The sequence below is a fragment of the Salimicrobium salexigens genome (genome assembly GCF_900156705.1).
In the GTDB taxonomy this organism is placed as follows: Bacteria; Bacillota; Bacilli; order Bacillales; family Halobacillaceae; genus Salimicrobium; species Salimicrobium album.
This window is the reverse complement of record NZ_FTOK01000003.1, coordinates 192,238-211,564: the sequence shown is the minus strand read 5'-3', so window position 1 is coordinate 211,564 and position 19,327 is coordinate 192,238. Positions and strand designations below refer to the sequence as shown.

20 protein-coding genes are annotated in these 19,327 nt (G+C 47.7%); 5 read left to right on the top strand and 15 right to left on the bottom strand.

Annotated elements, in window-relative coordinates; all coding sequences use genetic code 11:
- Positions 1–6: 6 nt before the first annotated feature.
- From parE to BW931_RS05200, 4 genes are all read right to left on the bottom strand, one after another.
- The gene (gene parE, locus BW931_RS05215) at positions 7–1,962 is read right to left on the bottom strand and encodes a DNA topoisomerase IV subunit B (protein ID WP_076570501.1); all 1,956 of its coding nucleotides are present in this window, start codon (positions 1,960–1,962) and stop codon (positions 7–9) included.
- A 172-nt stretch (positions 1,963–2,134) separates the two neighbouring features.
- Positions 2,135–2,548 (bottom strand): CoA-binding protein, encoded by a 414-nt coding sequence (locus BW931_RS05210; protein WP_076570499.1) that lies wholly within the window; start codon positions 2,546–2,548, stop codon positions 2,135–2,137.
- Between the two features lie 11 nt (positions 2,549–2,559).
- Entirely contained in the window at positions 2,560–4,086 is a 1,527-nt protein-coding gene (locus BW931_RS05205) for an ABC transporter permease/substrate-binding protein (RefSeq protein WP_076570496.1), read from the bottom strand.
- On the bottom strand, positions 4,083–5,111 hold the full coding sequence (locus tag BW931_RS05200; RefSeq protein WP_076570494.1) for an ABC transporter ATP-binding protein: 1,029 nt from the start codon (positions 5,109–5,111) through the stop codon (positions 4,083–4,085). The genes BW931_RS05205 and BW931_RS05200 overlap by 4 nt, the downstream gene beginning before the upstream one ends.
- A 190-nt stretch (positions 5,112–5,301) precedes the next feature.
- On the opposite strand from BW931_RS05200, the gene plsY reads away from it, so the two are divergent.
- The 4 genes from plsY (at position 5,302) to BW931_RS05180 (ending at position 7,425) form a co-directional block, all read left to right on the top strand.
- On the top strand, positions 5,302–5,883 hold the full coding sequence (gene plsY, locus BW931_RS05195) for a glycerol-3-phosphate 1-O-acyltransferase PlsY (RefSeq protein ID WP_076570492.1): 582 nt from the start codon (positions 5,302–5,304) through the stop codon (positions 5,881–5,883).
- Between the two features lie 87 nt (positions 5,884–5,970).
- Positions 5,971–6,903: a GTP cyclohydrolase FolE2 gene (gene folE2 / locus BW931_RS05190; RefSeq protein ID WP_008587709.1), complete on the top strand. Its 933-nt coding sequence runs from the start codon at positions 5,971–5,973 to the stop codon at positions 6,901–6,903.
- Positions 6,903–7,133 carry a membrane protein insertion efficiency factor YidD gene (yidD, locus tag BW931_RS05185; RefSeq protein ID WP_008587711.1) on the top strand — a complete coding sequence of 77 codons (231 nt, stop codon included), beginning with the start codon at positions 6,903–6,905 and terminating at the stop codon, positions 7,131–7,133. The genes folE2 and yidD overlap by 1 nt, the downstream gene beginning before the upstream one ends.
- 4 nt (positions 7,134–7,137) lie before the next feature.
- A complete protein-coding gene (locus tag BW931_RS05180; RefSeq protein WP_008587713.1) occupies positions 7,138–7,425 on the top strand; it encodes a HesB/YadR/YfhF family protein in 288 nt (95 codons plus the stop codon).
- Between the two features lie 23 nt (positions 7,426–7,448).
- Here the strand turns inward: BW931_RS05180 and BW931_RS05175 are convergent, their stop codons facing one another.
- The 5 genes from BW931_RS05175 to acnA form a co-directional block, all read right to left on the bottom strand.
- The gene (locus tag BW931_RS05175; RefSeq protein WP_008587716.1) at positions 7,449–7,772 is read right to left on the bottom strand and encodes a hypothetical protein; all 324 of its coding nucleotides are present in this window, start codon (positions 7,770–7,772) and stop codon (positions 7,449–7,451) included.
- On the bottom strand, positions 7,772–8,194 hold the full coding sequence (locus tag BW931_RS05170; protein ID WP_008587717.1) for an acyl-CoA thioesterase: 423 nt from the start codon (positions 8,192–8,194) through the stop codon (positions 7,772–7,774). The genes BW931_RS05175 and BW931_RS05170 overlap by 1 nt, the downstream gene beginning before the upstream one ends.
- Before the next feature lies 1 nt (position 8,195).
- A complete protein-coding gene (locus BW931_RS05165) occupies positions 8,196–10,442 on the bottom strand; it encodes an AAA family ATPase (RefSeq protein WP_076570490.1) in 2,247 nt (748 codons plus the stop codon).
- 109 nt (positions 10,443–10,551) lie between these two features.
- The gene (locus tag BW931_RS05160; protein WP_076570653.1) at positions 10,552–11,142 is read right to left on the bottom strand and encodes a TlpA family protein disulfide reductase; all 591 of its coding nucleotides are present in this window, start codon (positions 11,140–11,142) and stop codon (positions 10,552–10,554) included.
- A 144-nt stretch (positions 11,143–11,286) separates the two neighbouring features.
- On the bottom strand, positions 11,287–13,995 hold the full coding sequence (gene acnA / locus BW931_RS05155; protein WP_076570488.1) for an aconitate hydratase AcnA: 2,709 nt from the start codon (positions 13,993–13,995) through the stop codon (positions 11,287–11,289).
- A 204-nt stretch (positions 13,996–14,199) separates the two neighbouring features.
- Between acnA and BW931_RS05150 the strand changes: the two genes are divergently transcribed.
- Complete coding sequence (locus BW931_RS05150; protein ID WP_040609069.1) at positions 14,200–14,628, top strand: DUF2621 family protein; 429 nt, start codon at positions 14,200–14,202, stop codon at positions 14,626–14,628.
- A 15-nt stretch (positions 14,629–14,643) separates the two neighbouring features.
- Here the strand turns inward: BW931_RS05150 and BW931_RS05145 are convergent, their stop codons facing one another.
- From BW931_RS05145 to tkt, 6 genes are all read right to left on the bottom strand, one after another.
- On the bottom strand, positions 14,644–15,132 hold the full coding sequence (locus tag BW931_RS05145) for a CcdC family protein (protein WP_076570486.1): 489 nt from the start codon (positions 15,130–15,132) through the stop codon (positions 14,644–14,646).
- Between the two features lie 11 nt (positions 15,133–15,143).
- Positions 15,144–15,590 (bottom strand): Na(+)/H(+) antiporter subunit B, encoded by a 447-nt coding sequence (locus BW931_RS05140; RefSeq protein ID WP_008587730.1) that lies wholly within the window; start codon positions 15,588–15,590, stop codon positions 15,144–15,146.
- 138 nt (positions 15,591–15,728) lie between these two features.
- Positions 15,729–16,139 (bottom strand): hypothetical protein, encoded by a 411-nt coding sequence (locus BW931_RS05135; protein ID WP_076570485.1) that lies wholly within the window; start codon positions 16,137–16,139, stop codon positions 15,729–15,731.
- Between the two features lie 238 nt (positions 16,140–16,377).
- Complete coding sequence (locus BW931_RS05130; RefSeq protein ID WP_200802035.1) at positions 16,378–16,554, bottom strand: hypothetical protein; 177 nt, start codon at positions 16,552–16,554, stop codon at positions 16,378–16,380.
- 150 nt (positions 16,555–16,704) lie between these two features.
- Positions 16,705–16,932: a YneF family protein gene (locus BW931_RS05125; RefSeq protein WP_008587736.1), complete on the bottom strand. Its 228-nt coding sequence runs from the start codon at positions 16,930–16,932 to the stop codon at positions 16,705–16,707.
- Between the two features lie 352 nt (positions 16,933–17,284).
- Complete coding sequence (gene tkt, locus BW931_RS05120) at positions 17,285–19,297, bottom strand: transketolase (protein ID WP_407690198.1); 2,013 nt, start codon at positions 19,295–19,297, stop codon at positions 17,285–17,287.
- Positions 19,298–19,327: the final 30 nt, after the last annotated feature.

Here is a 19,327-nt window from a genome sequence, read left to right as displayed (position 1 = left end):
CTCCTGTTAGTCGTGCAATTTTTCATTTTCTAAAATATTTTCGCCTTCATCAAGACCGAAAGTAACGTGCGATTCAATCCATTTCCGGCGTGGAGGCACTTTGTCCCCCATCAGAGTTGTCACCCGTTTTTCGGCGGTTGCGATATCATCAATCGTTACGCGAATCAGCGTCCGGGAAGACGGATCCATCGTAGTCTCCCACAACTGATCGGCGTTCATTTCCCCGAGTCCTTTGTAACGCTGGATGGTATAGCCATTCTTAAATTGTTTCAGTACTTCTTCAAGACCGTCTTCATCCCATACATACTCCTCTTTCGCTTTCTTACCTTTCCCTTTGGAAATCTTATAAAGCGGAGGCAGTGCAATGAATACCTTACCTTCCTCAATGAGCGGTTTCATATACCGGTAAAAGAAAGTGAGCAGCAGTACCTGGATGTGAGCGCCATCTGTATCTGCGTCCGTCATGATGATTACTTTATCATAATTACAATCCTCAATGTCGAAATCGTTCCCGACGCCTGCGCCGATCGTGTGCACAATCGTTGATATCTCTTCGTTTTTAAATATATCATCAATCTTCGCTTTTTCCGTATTAATGACCTTACCTCGAAGCGGGAGGACGGCCTGGAACCGGCGGTCCCTCCCCTGTTTGGCAGACCCGCCTGCCGAGTCCCCCTCGACCAGGTACAGTTCATTCTTATTGGGATTACGTGATTGGGCCGGTGTAAGTTTACCACTTAGGAGGGAGTCCTTTTTCTTACGCTTTTTCCCACTGCGGGCATCTTCTCTGGCTTTTCTTGCCGCCTCGCGAGCAGCCTTGGCTTTGATGGCTTTTTTTACAAGCATAGCAGCCGTCTCCGGGTTCTCCTCGAGAAAGTAAGCAAGGCGCTCAGCAATGACGTTATCTATAGCCGAACGGGCTTCCGGTGTGCCGAGTTTGCTTTTAGTCTGACCTTCAAACTGAAGCAGATCTTCCGGTATACGTACGGAGATGATGCACGTAAATCCTTCGCGTATATCGTTCCCTTCCAGATTTTTATCTTTCTCTTTCAGCATCTGTGTCCGACGGGCATAGTCGTTAAAAACGCGAGTAATGGCCGTTTTTGCTCCGGATTCATGCGTTCCGCCGTCTTTTGTCCGGACGTTGTTGACGAAGGACAATATGTTCTCCGTGTACCCGTCGTTGAACTGAAAAGCGGTGTCCACTTCAATGGACGTATGTTTCCCTTCGAAGGAAATAACCGGGTGGAGCGTCTCTTTCTCTTCGTTTAAGTAGGCTACAAAAGATTCGATTCCATCTTCATAGTAGTATACTTCTTCCTGTTTTTCATCTCCACGTTCGTCTACCAGTTTGATTTCCAGTCCTTTCAGAAGGAAAGCGGCTTCTCTTAAGCGTTCCATCAGCGTCTCGGTGTGAAAGTTGATCGTGGAAAAGATGGACGTATCCGGTTTAAAGGAAATAGTGGTTCCCATTTTCTTCGTATTACCTATCTCCTCAAGCGTGGTGACCGGCAGCCCGCCGTTCTCGAAACGCTGCCTGAAATGGGTACCTTCTCTGAATATATCGACGACGAGCCATTCCGAGAGCGCATTTACAACACTGGCCCCGACGCCGTGCAGACCGCCGCTGGACTGGTAACCTCCCTGACCGAATTTACCGCCGGCATGCAGTACGGTCATTATAACTTCAGGGGTAGGTTTGCCGGTCTGATGAGTCCCGGTAGGCATACCTCTCCCTTTATCACTTACAGAAACGCTATTATCTTTCCGGATCGTAACTGTAATAGTTTCTCCATATCCGGCTAAAGCTTCATCTACCGAATTATCGACAATTTCAAAGACAAGATGGTGAAGCCCCCGGTGATCCGTAGATCCAATATACATCCCCGGGCGTTTCCTTACAGCTTCCAGTCCCTCCAGCACCTGTATGGAACTGTCCGTATAAGTTTGTTTCGACTTCATTTAAATCGTCTCCTTCCGTTCCAATATCACCTTACTATCTATATTAGAACAAACGTTCGTGTTTGTAAATTCAAACTTATTCACTCGTATCATTGTAGCTTTTTTTTTCGTATAAAAAAAGTTATTTATGGACAAACAAGAAAAACCCCCTTGTGAAAAAGGGGGTCCGTTTCTATAGAAGAGTTGCATGAGCGACTTTGATGCAGGAATCCATGATGACTTCCTGCTTACTGTCTTTCAGTTCTTCGTACGCTTCCGGGTGGAAGACTCCCTGCTGAGCCCAGAAAGCTTCGGCATCTATCGCTTTTGCCTCTCTGGCCACTTCCGGGAGAAACTCGGAACGCCGGAATACGTTGATGATATCGATCTTCTCTTCAATATCCTGAAGAGAAGAAACTGCTTTTTCTCCTAAAACTTCCGTCACTTTCGGGTTTACGGGGATGATTTTGTACCCCGCTTTCTGCATCGCCTCACTGATCTGAAAAGAAGTCCTGGCGGGATTGTCAGAAAGGCCCACTACAGCAATAGTCGATGAATTTTTCAAGATTTCTGCGGTCGCCTGTGGACCGGGATTGGTAAAACTCATTGAAATTCCTCCTATTTATCGAGCAGCCCTTCTTCTACAAGATAGTCTCTTGCGACTTCCGAAGGAGCTCTGTCTTTTACATCCACTTCATAGTTCATTTCCCGCATTTGATCTTCGGTAATCTTCCCGCCCAGCTTATTCAGTACGTCCTCCAGCTCCGGATACTTCTCGAGCGTTTCCTGTCTCATGAGCGGAGCGCCCTGATACGGAGGGAACAGATTTTTCGGATCATCGAGAGTCGTCAGATTAAGTTCGACCATATAGCTGTCTGTCGCATACGCATCGATAATATCCACTTCTCCGTTTTTAATCGCTCCCTGGCGCAGACCGGGGTCCATCGTTTTCACTTCGCCGAATTCCAGATTATACAACTCTTTCATCCCCTGATATCCGTCTTCCCTGTCATTGAATTCAAGAGTGAAGCCGGCCGTTACTTCGTCATCTATCGGAGCAAGATCACCGATGGTTTCAAGATTATTTTCCTGTGCATATTCTTTCGTCGTAGCCACAGTGTAAGTGTTGTTATACTTCATCGGTTCCAGGTAAGCCATATCGTACTCTTCGGCCATGCCCTGTTTGGCCTGCTGGTATACCTCTTTCGATTCGTAACTGTCCGGCTGACGATCGAGAAGGGATACGAGTGCTGTTCCGGTAAATTCCGGATAAATGTCGATACTTCCTTCCTGCAGGGCACTGAAGACAAGATCTGTTTTTCCGAGGTTCGGTTCAAGACCTACTTCAAGATCCGTCTCTTCTTCGATAAGCAGTTCATACATATTGATAAGGATTGTCGGTTCAGCGTTCAGTTTGGCACCGATGGTAATATCGTTCCCTGCTTTTCCGGTGAAAATGATCGGAGTAACGACGATCAGCAAAGCTACAATGATAAGGATAAACAAGGATTTCATCCCGGTTTTAGCAGAAGTTCTCTCAAAGAACCGCAGAACGACATCGAGAAGAATCGCAAGAAGAGCCGCAGGAATAGCCCCGAGAAGAATAAGGTTGACGTCTCCTCCGCGGTCAAGTCCGAGAAGAATCAGATCCCCCAGCCCCCCGGCTCCTATTAATGCAGCGATAGTGGTTGTTCCGACAATCAGTACCATAGAGGTACGGATGCCGGCCATAATGACCGGCATAGCCAGAGGAAGCTCAACTTTCGAGAGACGCTTGAAAGAGTTCATCCCCATTCCGGTAGCGGCCTCCAGTAAAGAATTGTCGACTTCGCTGACTCCGGTATATGTGTTCCTCAATATCGGCAGAAGACCGTATGCAATCAATGCGATGATCGCAGGTGTCTGTCCGATACCGAAAAAAGGAATAAGAAATGCCAGAACGGCCAGACTCGGAATTGTCTGAAGGATCGCCGTCACCTGGATGATCGGTTCGGCCGTTCTTTTATATCTGGTTAGTATCAGCCCGAGCGGGACGGCTATCAACGTTGCTATTATTAAAGATATAATGGAAATCTGCAGGTGTTCCCACAGTTTGATCCAGAATTCATCCTGACGCTGCTGGAAGATATCAATAAATTCATTCATTGCTGTACGACACTCCCTTCACGTTCAGCGGATGCTTTTAAGTAATGCACGATATGCTCGTACGTAATGTGCCCGAGAAATATGTTATTTTTCGTTACCGGGAGTGTTTCTTCAGGAGTCGATTCCAGCGTTTCTACAGCTTCTTTTAACGTAGTGCTGTTGCCGAGAACCGGCACTTCCACTTCTCTTCCTTCTTTTTCGGCGTATTTATACTGTCCTTCTTCATCTGTCACAAAAGTCATGCCCGCAGGAGTTGTCGCCTCTTTCTTCATTACGACGTCCACGGCAGTCTGCCAGGGACTCTTTCTCTCGCCGATGAAATTCTTCACAAAGTCATTGGCCGGGTGCAGGATGAGTTCCTGAGGGGTGTCCACCTGTACAATCTCGCCTTCTTTCATCAGGCAAACACGGTCTCCCAGTGCAAGGGCTTCATCCATATCGTGCGTAACGAACACTATCGTCTTTTTAATTTCTTTCTGGAGCGTTTGGATATCTTTCTGAAGCTGTTCTCTACTGATCGGATCAAGAGCACTGAAAGGTTCATCCATCAAAATGATGTCGGGGTCAGCAGCGAGTGCACGCACTACTCCTACTCGCTGCTGTTCACCACCCGAGAGCTCCGAAGGTTTTCTCTTCCTGTATTTCTTCGCATCCAGTCCTACCATGTTCATAAGTTCGTCTATTCTCGAGGAAATATTCTCCTTTTTCCACTTTTTCATCTCAGGTACAATAGCTATATTTTCTTCCACGCTCATATGAGGAAATAAAGCTATCTGCTGCAAAACGTAGCCGATGTTCCATCTCAGTTCATGAATGGAATAATCTTTGACTCTCTTGTCGTTTATGTATATGTATCCATCCGTAGGTTCGATGAGTCGATTAATCATTTTCATCGTAGTGGTCTTTCCGCAGCCACTGGGACCTATTAACGTTACGAACTCCCCTTTATTCACCTGTAAATTAAAATTCTTTACTGCAGTAGTGCTGTCGGGGAAAGTTTTGCCGACATTTTCAAATCTGATCATATAATCCCTTCTTTCTGTAATTAAGAAGTAACTTTTTGACTATTCCCTAATTATATGGTTATAAACTTTCTTTATGTTAATATATTGGAGTTACTACTAAGTATAAAACTATGTACTTTATCCATTCTTTTTTTAATCGACACGTGATAAACTGAAACTATCATTTTTTTTGTGAATGGAGGTCGTGCTTTTGGAATTTATCAAATTTGCTGCTATTGCATACCTTCTGGGTTCTATCCCCACCGGTCTGCTTGTAGGTAAACTCTTTTACAATGTTGATATCAGGGAACATGGCAGCGGCAACCTGGGCGGCACTAATGCGTTCCGTGTGCTCGGTGTCAAACCGGGGCTATCCGTTACCGTCGCCGACATTCTGAAGGGAACCGTCGCAGCTGCCCTCCCCCTGTGGATGGGTACGGAACTTAACGGCGTAATCATCGGTATTTTTGCGGTGATCGGCCATATGTACCCCGTTTTCGCCAGATTCAAGGGCGGCAAAGCTGTTGCGACTTCCGGTGGAATCATTCTCGGAGTGAACCCGCTTCTGTTCGGTATTATGCTCCTCACTTTCTTTGTCACTCTGTATATAAGTAAGTACGTTTCGTTATCCTCCATGGTGACGGGTGTCGTCACCGTGGCCGTTACTATCATCCAGCAGGAGTTCTTACTGACGGCTGTCGTCTCTGTTCTTACAGCATTTGTCATTTATCGGCACCGTACGAACATCATACGCATCAAGAACAGGGAAGAGCCGAAAATAACGTGGATGTAACCGGCACGGGATAAGCATTTAGTTGTAAATTAAAATTTATATAAGGTATACTTCTTGATAGAAAAGTCGTTGAAAGGAGCCACGGTTATGAATAAAATAGAATCTCATATCACTGATACAATGCCTTCAAAAGATGAACGTCACAAATTATTCGGGTCTGTACCTCCCGGACCGAAAACCAAACCAGTGGAAAAGGATCAGATGGCTGATCTTCAGAATTCCAGACAGGATTTTCTTTTCGACCTGGATGTCGTCGGAATCAACAACGTAAAACATCCCATTACTATTGAAAGTTCGATGAAGCCGTCCACTCAGACCACCATAGGAACCTTCACCTTTTCTTCCTCGATTGCCAAAGGAAGCAAAGGAACGAACATGAGCCGCTTCACGGAACAGTTGACCAGTTATTACGAGCAGGGCTTTACGGTCACGATCGAATCGCTGAAGCAGTTTGCAGAAGAACTCGCAGGCCGGCTGAAGCGGGAAGATGCATTTATAAAAGTCGAATTCCCGTGGTTCTTTGAAAGAGAAGGACCTTCTTCGGGTCTAGCCGGCATGAATCACGCGGATGCCTTCATTTCCGTAACATGGTCCAAAGCGGGCGGTTTCGATATTCAGACCGGGCTGACCGGTAAAATCACCACCCTTTGTCCCTGCAGCAAGGAAATCAGCGAATACAGTGCGCACAATCAGCGCGGAAATGTCTCGATGGCAGTAACGCTTACGGAAGATTTCAACGAAGATATGGTGGACTGGAAAGAAGTTCTGCTGGAGGCTGCCGAGAGCAACGCCAGTGCACGCATTCACCCCGTCCTGAAACGGCCGGATGAGAAGATGGTCACGGAGCAGGCTTACGAAAATCCGAGATTCGTCGAGGATATGGTCCGTCTTGTAGCTGCAGACCTGTACGAAACTCCGTTCATTCACGCTTTTGAGGTTTCGTGCCGTAACGAGGAATCGATTCATCTGCACGATGCTCTCGCCTCCCTCCGCTTCGACAAACGTACGGATGAGCGCTGATGCTGAGGAACGCCATGATAGGACTGATCCGCTTCTACCGGAAAGGCATCAGTCCCTTCACTCCTCCGACGTGCCGCTTCTACCCGACCTGCTCGGAGTACGGTCTCGTCGCTTTTCAGAGACACGGGTTCGTAAAAGGGATGTACCTCACCTTGAAAAGAGTACTGAAGTGTCATCCCCTGCACCCGGGCGGTGTGGACGTCGTACCCGAAATAAAAGAAAAGGAGTGATTATGTGAATATCACTGTATCGGAAGAAGCCGCGCAATGGTACAAAGAAGAACTGGATTTGACAGAGGGGGACGCTATCCAGTTCTTCGTAAGATACGGGGGATCCGGAGGACTTCAGCCCGGATTATCCCTCGGTATGAAAATAGAAACCCCCTACGAACCGGTCGTCGAAACGAATGTCGAAGGGATCCTGTTCTTCGTTGAAAAGGCGGACGAATGGTACTTCGATACCTATTCCCTTAAAATTACTTATGACGAGAGCCTGGAAGAAGCCGCTATCGGCTACGAATGAAGACAGTCAAAAAGCAGCCGCGCCTAAAGGTAGCGGCTGCTTTTTTGATGCAGACGGAATCTTTCAATATGATCATTTCTGTTCTCGGCCTTAAGAATGGTGAACTGATGTCTTCCGAAAAGATCGTAATGGGGGAACCCTTCCTTACGGTCGATCCACTCTTTTTTCAATCCGTACTGTTGCCCCCACTCCGCCAGCTTTTCTATGTCGCTGCATCCGACTTTTGTCACCGTGTCACACCCCGGAAATCTGTCATCCAGCCAGTAGTGGGTCAGGATAGCTATATTCCCGGCACGGACGTCCCGCTTCCATTTCCTCAGTTCTTCCTTACCGATGCCGAAAGCCATCAGTGCTGCCCCGCTGCTTCTTTGTACACGGCGTGCCAGGCGGGAAAGGCTTTCCGCAGGGAAGTCGGGCGGAAATCCTCTTTTCTTACAATGACGTGATCGGAGGTGCCGGTTACAGCTACCGTTCCATCCTCATGGACCACTTCGTAGGCATACGTCGTTTTGACTCCCGTGTATGCCTGGATCCACGTCTTCACAGCTACTTTATCCCCGTACCGGACCGGAGTCCGGAACGAAACCTGTACATCCGTAACCGGGGATACCACCCCTGCATCTTCCATATCTTTATAATCGAAACCGAAACTTTCTATTAAAGAAGTCCGACCGATTTCGAACCATACGAGATAATTGGCGTGATAGACGACGCCCATCATATCCGTCTCCTGGTATCTTACCTGTATATCTTTCACATCTAATTTCACTCTAAATCTCCTTTCTTACGGCTTTCCATGCTTCCTCAATATCTTCCCGGGAAAGAACCGGGTCTTTGTATTCCCCTTTATGGTGCCAGGCATGGTACTGAACGGCTTCATCCATCAGGTTTCCGATGAACCTTCCGTTTCCCTGCACCTTCGTTTCCAGCAGCTGCACTTCCAGGTACTCCCGGGCCGCGGGGGACAGAGAATAGTTATATGCCCCTGCAAGCGTGACCATCATTTCCAGCAGCTCTCCGGCCGAATAATCCGGGAAACGGAAAAATTTCTTGAATCTGGAAACGAGTCCCGGATTACTGTCTATCAGGTCTCTCATCTCCCTCTCGTACCCGGCCAGAATGACTACGAGATTCTCGTTGTGCCTCGTCATTTCATCCACCAGTGTTTCCACTGCCTCTTTTCCGAAATCGTCTCTCCCTCCGCTCTGAAGGGCGTAGGCTTCATCAATGAATAAAACCCCTCCGAGGGCTTCTCTTATTTTCTTCTTCGTCTTGATAGCCGTCTGGCCCACATACCCCGCCACAAGATCACTGCGGGAGGCCACTACGACGTGTCCTCTTTTCAGAAGCCCGCATTCTTTCAGTATCGTCGCATACACTTCGGCCACCGTCGTTTTTCCGGTGCCCGGGTTTCCGCTGAATACCGAATGCAGCTGAATGGGAACAATAGGGTCCCCTTCTCTCTTCCGCTGCTGCTGCATCTGTACGAAGGAAGATAGCTTTTCCACCTCGCGTTTCACCGTATCAAGACCGATCAGGGAATGGAGACGTTCCACCCCGGAAATGGCGTCGTCTGCAGAATCTTTATCCCAGTGCAGATCATCTTCCGTAATACGCATGTGATGGAACCAGTCGTCATGAGGTTGTATGACTTCCCGGGAACCCTTGTAAAATATCGTTTTCATGACGATGTTCCGCACGCTTCTCGCGTTCCCGAACGATTCGTCCACCTGTTCCTTCTCAATCAGCGTACCGAGTCGTCTCCGCGCCTCTTTCGTAAAGAAAAAGTCATTGTTCAGCGCGATATATTCTCCGATATCCTCCAGTTCACCGATAGAGTAATCCGGCAGATCGAGGCGGTTCTGCTCCGGTATCCGGCTTCTGAGGCCGGGATTCGCCCACAGAAACTGGCGCATTTCTTCCGGGTACCCCGCCAGTATAAGAGCGAAAGTACCGCCGTGTTCGGTGCTGGTGAGAGCGGAAACGAGCGTATCAATCACTGCCTGTCCGTAATCGTTTCCTCCCTGACCTTCGCGTTTCAGGCTGTACGCTTCATCAATGAATAATATTCCGCCCCGCGCTTCTTTTATATAGTTCATCGTATTTTCCTCACTCTGCCCCATGTAGGACCCGACCAGGTGGGAGCGGTTCACTTCCACCACTTTGCCCGTCGACAAAAGGCCGAGTTCCGTATATATTTCAGCCAGGAGACGTGCGAGAGTCGTTTTACCGGTCCCAGGGTTCCCCGTCATAATCATGTGCAGCGACGGTTCGTCAGGCATACGAAAACCGAACGATTTTCTTTCCTGTTCATACCTCAGAAAGTGATAAAACTGATGGATGTACGTTTTTACGTCACGAAGACCTATCATCTCCTCCAGTTTATCTAGAGCATGACGCCTCTCCTTCCGGGAAAAGGAAGGAGGAAGATAATCCTCCAGTTCCTCTCTCTCCTCGTCCAGTTCCCGCACCGCGGAATTGATATCACTCACCGGCATTTTGATACGTTTGGATTCCCTCGTCTCCAGGGCGTAATCGATCGTCTCCTTCGTCTTCAGAAGATATTCGTACAGCCGCTGGTACGTCCGCCATCTGGAACCGGCGTCCACGACTGTCTGATTGACGTAGTTATCATCAAACAGATGCAGAAGAAGACTCAGTTCTTCCTGAATATCAGATATTTTTTTGACTTTCTGGGTAATGTGATCCGTTTCATGCAGCACGGGAATCCGGCCGGATACGTCTTTCATATAATAAATAAGGCGAAGGACATGCTGCAGTTCCTCCGTCTCCCTGATGAGCTTCAGGGAAGGGTCAAGCATTTTCGCTGTTTCCAGTATGTAGGGAGTAAGAGTATCGCCCTCCGGTACTCTTTTCATTCTGTAATAAACTAAAGCGACCTGGAGCAGGGCCCTTTCTCTGTCCTCCCGCTCCTCTTCCTGCAGCAGACGCAGCACCTCCGTTTCCTTCCACGGCGGCGTCGTGTAGAGAGAGGTCCAGGTTTCGAGCTTATCCATCGTTTCACTTCCTTCCTGTCCCCAGTTTACCACAGCTTTAAGCCTTTAAAAAAAGACTGCTACAGGCAGCAGCCTTTGAACACTTACCAGGAGCGCGGGAAACCGGAGATTATTCAAGTTCTTTCATTTTTTCGATCATGTACTCGTACGTCATAGGTCCGAATTTGCGGGAATGGATCGTCCCGTCGCTGTTGATGAAATAGGACGCCGGTACAGAGAACGTCTGGTACTTTTCGGAAAGCTGGTCGTCACTGTCCAGTACCGTTTCAAAAGTGAAGTTTTCTTTGTCTACAAAGTTTTTCGCATTTTCCGGTGAGTCTTCGGTGGAAGTTGCGTTTACGGCTAGAACCGTGACGTCCTCGCCGTACTTTTCATGAAACTTCTGCATCTCCGGCATTTCTTCCTTGCAGGGCGGACACCACGTCGCCCATATATTTAAAATGACCGGTTTTCCTTTGTAGGCATTAATATCCGTTTTTTCCCCTTTGAGCGTCTCGACAGGCATGTTCGGTGCCTCATCACCGATTTCAATCCCTTGGTGTGCTCCCTCGGGCACGATGGACGTCCCTTCCTGCGATGTATTACCCGAAACATCGTATTCCCCGACTGTCGACTCTTCCTCTCCCGTCAACTCGAACACGCTGTACAGCAGCAGTGCCAGAATCAGGGAAAAAATAGCCATAGTACCGATTTTTTTCATATCCGAGGAATCTCCTTTTTTCATTTCTTCTTTAAGAAGTGTATCACAGAACCCCCTATCTCAGGTATCCCCGGCACCTGAATGTCGTAATAATGACAAAAGAGGCATGCACCCGGGGGTGCATGCCTCTTTCCTGTACATTATTTATTTTTTCAGCTTGTTACGAAGAACCATCTGAAGGATTCCTCCGTGACGGTAGTAATCGATTTCCACATCGCTGTCAAAGCGGGCAATAACTTCAAATTCTTTCTTATTGCCGTCTTCGTCCGTAGCAGTGACTTTAACGAAATCGTGCGGCTTCACGTCTTCGCCGATTTCCACGTCGATCGTCTCCCGTCCTGTCAGTCCGAGGGACTCGATAGTTTCGCCCTCCTGGAACTGGAGCGGAAGTACGCCCATCATAACAAGGTTGGAACGGTGGATACGTTCAAAGCTCTGAGCGATGACCGTTTCGATACCGAGCAGATCGGTACCTTTGGCAGCCCAGTCACGTGAACTTCCCATACCGTAGTCATCACCGGCGATAACAGCAAGCGGCGTATTATCTTCTTTATATTTCATAGCGGCCGTATAGATTGGCATAACTTCTTCTGTAGGCCAGTATGTCGTATAACCGCCTTCTGTACCCTGAGCCAGCTGGTTACGGATACGGATGTTTGCAAACGTACCGCGCATCATCACTTCGTGGTTTCCGCGACGGGATCCGTAGGAGTTGAAGTTTCGCGGTGAAACGCCTTTCTCCTGCAGGTACTCACCTGCCGGCATGCTGCTGGCGATGGCGCCCGCCGGGGAAATGTGGTCAGTGGTGACCGAATCTCCGAATTTACCGATAACGCGCATGCCATTCAATGGTTTGACCGGGTTGGAATCTTTGGACAACCCTTCGAAAAACGGCGGGTTCTGAATGTACGTGGAGTCTTCGTCCCAGTCGTACAGCGGCTCATCCGTTGTTTCGATTTCGTTCCATTTTTCGTTGGAGTTGAACACGTTTTCGTATTCCTTACGGAAGATCTCAGGCGTTACGACGCTTGAAATCTGTTCTTTGATTTCTTCCTGGGAAGGCCAGATATCATCGAAGAAAATATCATTCCCCTGCTGATCTTTGCCGATCGGTTCATTTCTCAGATCGATGTCGACCGTGCCGGCAAGGGCGTAAGCTACAACAAGCGGTGGTGAAGCCAGATAGTTGGCCTTCACGAGCGGGTGAATCCGTCCTTCAAAGTTACGGTTACCGCTCAATACGGAAGAAACTGTCAAATCTTCATCTGCAATCGCCTGTTCGATTTCAGGAAGCAATGGACCGGAGTTACCGATACATGTCGTACAACCGTAACCGACCAGGTTGAATCCGAGCTGGTTCAGGTAGTTCATAAGACCTGAATCTTCCAGATAGCGCGTTACAACCTTGGAGCCGGGAGCGAGTGATGTCTTCACGTATTCCGGTACTTCGAGACCTTTATCCACAGCTTTTTTAGCTACGAGCCCGGCACCAAGCATAACGTGCGGGTTCGACGTGTTCGTACAGGAAGTGATGGCAGCAATCGCCAGGGCTCCCGTCTTCATTTCCGCTGTCTCGCCGTTAGTGAATTCAACTGTCGCTTTTTTGTTGAACTCGGATTTATCGAGACCGAAACCCTGGTTTCCTTCCGGAGCCGTGATGGAGTTATTGAACGACTCTTTCATTTCGGAAAGCGGGATCAGATCCTGTGGACGTTTCGGTCCGGACAGGTTCGGTTCCAGTTCTTCCAGGTTGATTTCGATCAGCTGAGTGAATTCCGGATCTTCGAGTGAAGGATCGTACCAAAGATTGTTCTCTTTACAATATTTTTCGACGAGATCGATCTGTTCTTCCGTTCTTCCCGTAAGTCTCATATAGTCGAGAGACTCTCCGTCTACCGGGAAGAAACCACACGTCGCCCCGTATTCAGGAGCCATATTGGAAATTGTGGCACGGTCTGCCAGCGGCATTTCCTGAAGACCGGGACCGAAGAATTCGACGAATTTACCGACGACGTTCGCTTCGCGGAGGCGCTGCGTCACTTTAAGTGCAAGGTCTGTCGCGGTCGTTCCCTGAGGGAAGCTGCCCTGCAGTTTCACACCGATCACTTCCGGTGCCGGGAAATAGGACGGCTGTCCAAGCATCCCTGCTTCCGCTTCAATTCCGCCAACGCCCCAGCCGAGTACGCCAAGACCGTTGATCATAGTCGTGTGGGAATCGGTACCGACAAGTGTATCCGGGTATGTATCCACACTTCCGTCAGCGTTCTCCGTAGCATGAACGACGTTAGCGATATATTCCAGGTTCACCTGGTGAACGATTCCTGTAGCAGGCGGAACGGCACGATAGTTATCGAACGCTTTCTGTGCCCAGTGAAGGAACTCATAACGCTCCTGGTTCCGTTCGAATTCAAGTTCCATGTTCGCCTGAAGCGCTGTACTTGTACCATACTGATCCACCTGAACAGAGTGGTCGATGACGAGATCGACAGGTACTTCCGGGTTAATCTCCTCCGGCTTACCGCCCATGTCCACCATTGCTTTACGTAGGCTCGCAAGATCCACAACGGCAGGAACACCTGTGAAGTCCTGAAGAATGACACGTGACGGCTTGAAAGGAACATCTTCCTGTTTGCTGTCACTCTGGCCCCATTTAGCGAGACTTTCTACGTGTTCATCCGCTATTACCCGTCCATCGTGCTGACGAAGGAGTGATTCAAGTAAAATACGGATGGAAAAAGGCAGGCGCGAAATCTTTCCGATTCCTGCATCTTCCAGTGATTTCAGATCATAATAGTTGTACGTTTTGCCATTTGATTCAAACTGCTTTTTAGCATTGAATGGATGGTCTGCCATATCTCATATCCCCCTTATCATTCTTGCTGTGAAAGTATTACTTGTTCCTTCACATACTTATAATACTATAATTCGCTATTTACATTGTAAATGAAAACGATTTTAAAGTAAATTCATTATAGTACTTTTTACTAAAGGGAAATTCGTTGTTTTTCCTCCGGTCACCTTTTATAATAAAGGTAATATCAAAGAATAGGTGATGACATGTCTTTAGGGTTTTCGCTATTTATCGTAGGTTGGGTCGTCATTATGGTGGTGCTTATGGGCATCGGAGGTTTCTTCATGTTCCGTAAATTCCTAAAAAGCATGCCGAAAGAAGACGGGAACTCCACCATCGACTGGGAAGAATACTATATTGAACAAACGAGGCACATGTGGAGTGAAGACCAGAAACACTTTCTGGAAGAACTGACCTCCCCCGTACCCGAACTGTTCCGCAGCGTTGCTCAGCAGCGGATTGCAGGCGAAATCGGCAGGATCGCCCTTAAAAGGAAGCTTCGGCACATGACGCAGGATACGATTATCGAAGGGTACATTTTGGCTACTCCCAAACGTGACCACAAGTTTCTCGTGAAGAAACTGAACGAAAAAGAAATCGATATAGATCCGTACAGGGACTACCTGGAGATATAGAAGAAGCACCGCTTTTTATAGCGGTGCTTTTGTCGTTTCCAGACTTTTTTGTATGCGGAGATATTTATAAAGCATAGCAATACGCCAGGATACGATCATTCCGAAAGCAAGAACGAAAAACATCCCGCTCGTCTCCCCGAAAGAAATCGTCTGTCCGATGATCAGCTTAAATACCACCCGGAATGCGAGCAGACCGAACAGAACTCCTATGAAAAGTCTGGACGGTTTAAGATAGATTTCCCCTCCACGTGTTTCAAAACGGGAGGTAAGTATGAGAAAAACCGAAAATACCACTCCGACGCTGAGGGCCTCCAGTACCTGGGACAGACTGATCCGGAAGACCGGAAACAGAAACATCAGCGCCCCCGAGCTCATAAACAATGGAGGGAGCACGATCTTTTTAATACTTGCAGGTCTTTCCGCGACTTTCTTCCGTACGAATATCATCGTTACCGCCATAAAAGCACCGACTATCGTAGAAGCTATTAATAAAAACGTATTCATCGAATAACCCCTTACTCCGAGAGTTCTTCTTTGTGATCCTCAGCGATCGACAAGATGATTGTCATCGTAATCCCGATAACAGTGAGATAAACCCCAAGATCAAACAGCAGTGCCGTGGCCAACTCGGTACGTCCGAGCACGGGAAGCTGAAAGTAGGCGAATGTCTGACTGAGAAACGGTTCATTGAATAAAAACGACCCCATGCCTGTCGCAAGAGCGATCAGCAGTCCCAGTTTAAACAGAAAACGGAAGTTGATCGGCAGGGAGCTCTTCATTGCCTCCTGTCCGTAAGCCATATTCATCAGTACGATGGCAGCGGACGTCATAAGACCGCCGATAAACCCTCCTCCGGGAGCATTGTGCCCGGCAAAAAATAAATATATCGAGAATCCTAGCAGAATAAAAGCGATGATGGAAGTCATCGTTTTCAATATCAAATCATTACTGTTAATTTTCATCGCAAAAAAATCCCCCTGTGACCTTTCAATTACATAGCTGAATACATTCTATCAAAAATTATCATAAAAGACGAACGACATCGTTAATAATTGTTTTTTTAATATTTCGGAGTTGCTACTAAGTTTCAAGTTAGAATGTTAACGCTTCGTATCTTTGATCACTTTTTCACTGTTTTTGAGATATCTGTACTGTTCGCTTGGTGTTTTACCACGTAAGTTCTCATCATTGGAGGCTTCCGCGATCAGTTCACTGCAAATCATCTGGTTCGGATCGTTCCATGGTTTTCCGTATTTAATGCCGTACCAGAAAAACAGTCTGAGATCGTAGCGTTTTTCAATGTGTTTCAGAGCTTTACGCGGGTCTCCTTCCACTTCGAGTACTTTGTAATCTTTCAAATCAAAGTGCCTTATCCGGACGCCTCCCGGAAAACGGGAATCGATAATGTGGTAATCCCCCACTTTAATAGCGTTATGACTCCACTTTCCTTTCGTGAAATACTGAATCAGTCGGGACAAAGGAGATGTGTTGCGCGAGAAATACAGTTCCATCCGGATTCCTCCTTTACGTAGTTTCCGAAAACGTCAACAATGTCATTGGAGATGCAGGCATCATCCCGCTTCAGTTTGAAACTTTACAGGTGTATCATACCACACCCTTTATTTGAAAAGCAGAGATACCTTCTTCATTTTTTATCACTATCCTCCAGTTTAACGAAAACCATAAAACAGGCAGAACCCTCATTTGGGCCCTGTCAGTTTTATCCACCGAGCATTTAGACGAATGTTTTTATTTCTGCTGAAAAAGACTCAGTTTCCCCCGATCATGCACATAAGGAGAGATAATCCCCTGAAGGAGTGTATCAGTAAGCTGTTCTTCGTTAGAAAACATATCTTCGTAAGCTTTTGTGAAAAATCCTTCGATTTCTTTTAAGGATCTATTCTTTTTCGAAGGATGTCCCATCATAAGTCTCCACTGATTTCCCCTCCATCCCCCTCAAGAAGACATTTAAATGTAATTTATGTTACTTGCCAGCGTCTTCTCTGACAAAACACAAAAAAACCTGCCCGCCATACCGGATAACCGGCAGGACAGGCAGGGAAGATGGAGCGGCGCTTACTTGTCCATCTGGTTGTTCATCTGTTTCATCATCTGGTTGATCTTCTTCTGTGAGGGTTTCTGACCCATTTGCATCATCAGTGTCCGCAGCATCTGTTCATTGATTGGAGGGTTTTTCTTCAAATAATTCATCATATATTTTCTGGCGATGAAAAAGCCTAAAGCCGCTCCTGCTATTAACGCGACTAATGCAATCAGAATAATCCATATAATTCCTAATTCCATAATAAGTTTCCCCTTTCATAATATATCCCATAACAGTATAGTAAATTGAAACGGGGATTACAATAGACGGGTGAACAGATGTACACAATATTTATGACTCAATAGTTTCGATCATAATTTCCGGCACCCGCCGATCACGTTTGAAAAATTTCAAAACTGTACCCGGGACCCGTTGCCGGACTGCTGTTCCCCAACGTTTCTCTACCTGTATTATACCATATCGTTCCTCCGGGCTTAAAACTCAAGACCTCGGACACCGGCTAAGTCTTCCGCCCTTAAAACTGCGGAAGTGAAGAGCCTTATGTAATAAACAGGAACTCCGGATAGTTTTCCGAAGTCCCCGATTCTTGTCCTACTTCACATAGCTTTCTACGTGCTTCACAACATTTTCGACAGTAAAACCGAAGTTTTCAATAACGGTCGCTCCAGGTGCCGAAGCTCCGAAGCGGTCAATACCCACTACTTTACCGTCAAGACCGACGAAACGCTCCCAGCCAAAGGAAGAAGCCATTTCAATAGCTACGCGATTACGTACACTGTTCGGCAATACTTCTTCTTTATAGGCATCATTCTGAGCTTCGAAACGATCGAAGGAAGCCATGCTGACAACGCGGGCATCTACGCCTTTGCTCTTAAGCTCTTCTTTGGCTGCCATAGCCAGCTGCACTTCCGATCCGGAAGCCAGAAGAATGGTATCCGGTGTGTCTTTGTCGGAGTCACTGAGTACGTAAGCTCCTTTTTTCACACCTTCATAAGCTTTCTCTTTCGTCCCTTCCAGCGTCGGCAGTCCCTGCCTGGTCAACACGAGAGCTGTCGGGTTGGACGTGGATTCCAGTGCCAGTCTCCACGCCGCACTGGATTCGTTCCCGTCTGCCGGACGAATGACCGAGAGGTTCGGAATAGCCCGAAGTGCAGCCAGATGTTCTACAGGTTCGTGAGTCGGGCCGTCTTCCCCTACAGCAATAGAGTCATGCGTGAACACATAATTCACCGGAAGATTCTGAATAGCTGACAAACGGAGAGACGGGCGCAGGTAGTCACTGAAAACGAAGAATGTGCCTCCGTATACTTTAAGGCCTCCGTGTAAAGCCATTCCGTTCAGAGCCGCTGCCATAGCGTGTTCACGGACACCGAACCAGATGTTTCTTCCTGCATAGTTATTTTTTGAAAAGTCTTCCTGCGCCTTGACCGTCGTCTTGTTGGAACCTGCAAGGTCGGCACTTCCGCCGAAGAAGTAAGGGATTTTATCGGAAAGAGCGTTGATCGCTTCCCCGGACGTTGCACGGGTGGCCGCTTTGTCACTGGACGTGTCGTAAGCAGGGAGAACCTGCTCCCAATCTTCCGGAAGTTCACCTTTGATGGCTTTTTCAAGTTCTTCGGCCAGCTCAGGGTTAGCTTTTCTGTATTCTTCGAACTGCTTATTCCATTCTTCCTCTTTCTTCTCCCCGCGTTTTTGGATCTTTTCCTGGAAGTCTTCATAAACTTCATCAGGCACATAGAACGTTTCTTCATATTCCCAGCCATAGTAGTCTTTCGTCTGCTGCACTTCGTCTTCCCCAAGAGGTGCTCCGTGCGCATCCGCTTTACCCGATTTGTTCGGTGCACCGTAGCCGATGACGGTTTTCACTTCGATCATCGTCGGCTGTTCGGTATTTTTCTTCGCTTTATCGAGTGCATCGGTGATAGCTTTCGTATCATTTCCGTCTTCTACACGCAGAACCTGCCAGCCATAGGCTTCGTATCTCTTCTCTACGCTTTCACTGAACGCACGGTTCAGCTCCCCGTCAAGAGAGATGTCATTGGAATCATATAGTACTATGAGTTTTCCGAGACCGAGGTGACCCGCAAGAGACGCGGATTCCTGAGATACACCTTCCATAAGGTCTCCATCACTGCAGATGACATACGTATTATGATCAATGATTGAATGTTTATCTGTATTGTAGTTGGCCGAAAGATGGGCTTCCGCCATCGCGAACCCGGTAGCCATGGCAATACCCTGGCCGAGCGGTCCGGTCGTCGCTTCCACGCCATGCGTATGCCCCACTTCCGGATGTCCGGGCGTTTTGGAGTCCCACTGGCGGAAATTTTTGATATCATCCATCGTTACGTCATATCCGGAAAGATGAAGCAGACTGTACTGCAACATGGATCCGTGGCCTGCCGAGAGTACAAACCGATCACGGTTGAACCAGTCGGAGTTCTTCGGGTTGTGCTCCATATACTCCGTCCAGAGTTTGTAAGCCATAGGCGCCGTGCCCATCGGCATACCAGGATGCCCCGAACTCGCTTTTTCCACTGCGTCGATCGTCAGTGTACGAATAGTATTAATAGACTTCTGTTCAATATCTTTAGTCAATGCCATTCCCCTTTCTGATGCGGAATATGTAACAAG

Bases quoted from the DNA above. Each gene is read 5' to 3' on its own strand.
- BW931_RS05135 (WP_076570485.1), bottom strand. From the start codon at position 16,139: ATGGAACTGTATTTCTCGCGCAACACATCTCCTTTGTCCCGACTGATT.
- BW931_RS05140 (WP_008587730.1), bottom strand. From the start codon at position 15,590: ATGAAAATTAACAGTAATGATTTGATATTGAAAACGATGACTTCCATC.
- BW931_RS05130 (WP_200802035.1), bottom strand. From the start codon at position 16,554: ATGATGGGACATCCTTCGAAAAAGAATAGATCCTTAAAAGAAATCGAA.
- yidD (WP_008587711.1), top strand. From the start codon at position 6,903: ATGCTGAGGAACGCCATGATAGGACTGATCCGCTTCTACCGGAAAGGC.
- BW931_RS05160 (WP_076570653.1), bottom strand. From the start codon at position 11,142: ATGAAAAAAATCGGTACTATGGCTATTTTTTCCCTGATTCTGGCACTG.
- BW931_RS05150 (WP_040609069.1), top strand. From the start codon at position 14,200: ATGTCTTTAGGGTTTTCGCTATTTATCGTAGGTTGGGTCGTCATTATG.
- tkt (WP_407690198.1), bottom strand. From the start codon at position 19,297: ATGGCATTGACTAAAGATATTGAACAGAAGTCTATTAATACTATTCGT.
- BW931_RS05165 (WP_076570490.1), bottom strand. From the start codon at position 10,442: ATGGATAAGCTCGAAACCTGGACCTCTCTCTACACGACGCCGCCGTGG.
- parE (WP_076570501.1), bottom strand. From the start codon at position 1,962: ATGAAGTCGAAACAAACTTATACGGACAGTTCCATACAGGTGCTGGAG.
- BW931_RS05175 (WP_008587716.1), bottom strand. From the start codon at position 7,772: ATGGCTTTCGGCATCGGTAAGGAAGAACTGAGGAAATGGAAGCGGGAC.
- acnA (WP_076570488.1), bottom strand. From the start codon at position 13,995: ATGGCAGACCATCCATTCAATGCTAAAAAGCAGTTTGAATCAAATGGC.
- folE2 (WP_008587709.1), top strand. From the start codon at position 5,971: ATGAATAAAATAGAATCTCATATCACTGATACAATGCCTTCAAAAGAT.
- BW931_RS05200 (WP_076570494.1), bottom strand. From the start codon at position 5,111: ATGATCAGATTTGAAAATGTCGGCAAAACTTTCCCCGACAGCACTACT.
- BW931_RS05125 (WP_008587736.1), bottom strand. From the start codon at position 16,932: ATGGAATTAGGAATTATATGGATTATTCTGATTGCATTAGTCGCGTTA.
- BW931_RS05145 (WP_076570486.1), bottom strand. From the start codon at position 15,132: ATGAATACGTTTTTATTAATAGCTTCTACGATAGTCGGTGCTTTTATG.
- BW931_RS05205 (WP_076570496.1), bottom strand. From the start codon at position 4,086: ATGAATGAATTTATTGATATCTTCCAGCAGCGTCAGGATGAATTCTGG.
- BW931_RS05210 (WP_076570499.1), bottom strand. From the start codon at position 2,548: ATGAGTTTTACCAATCCCGGTCCACAGGCGACCGCAGAAATCTTGAAA.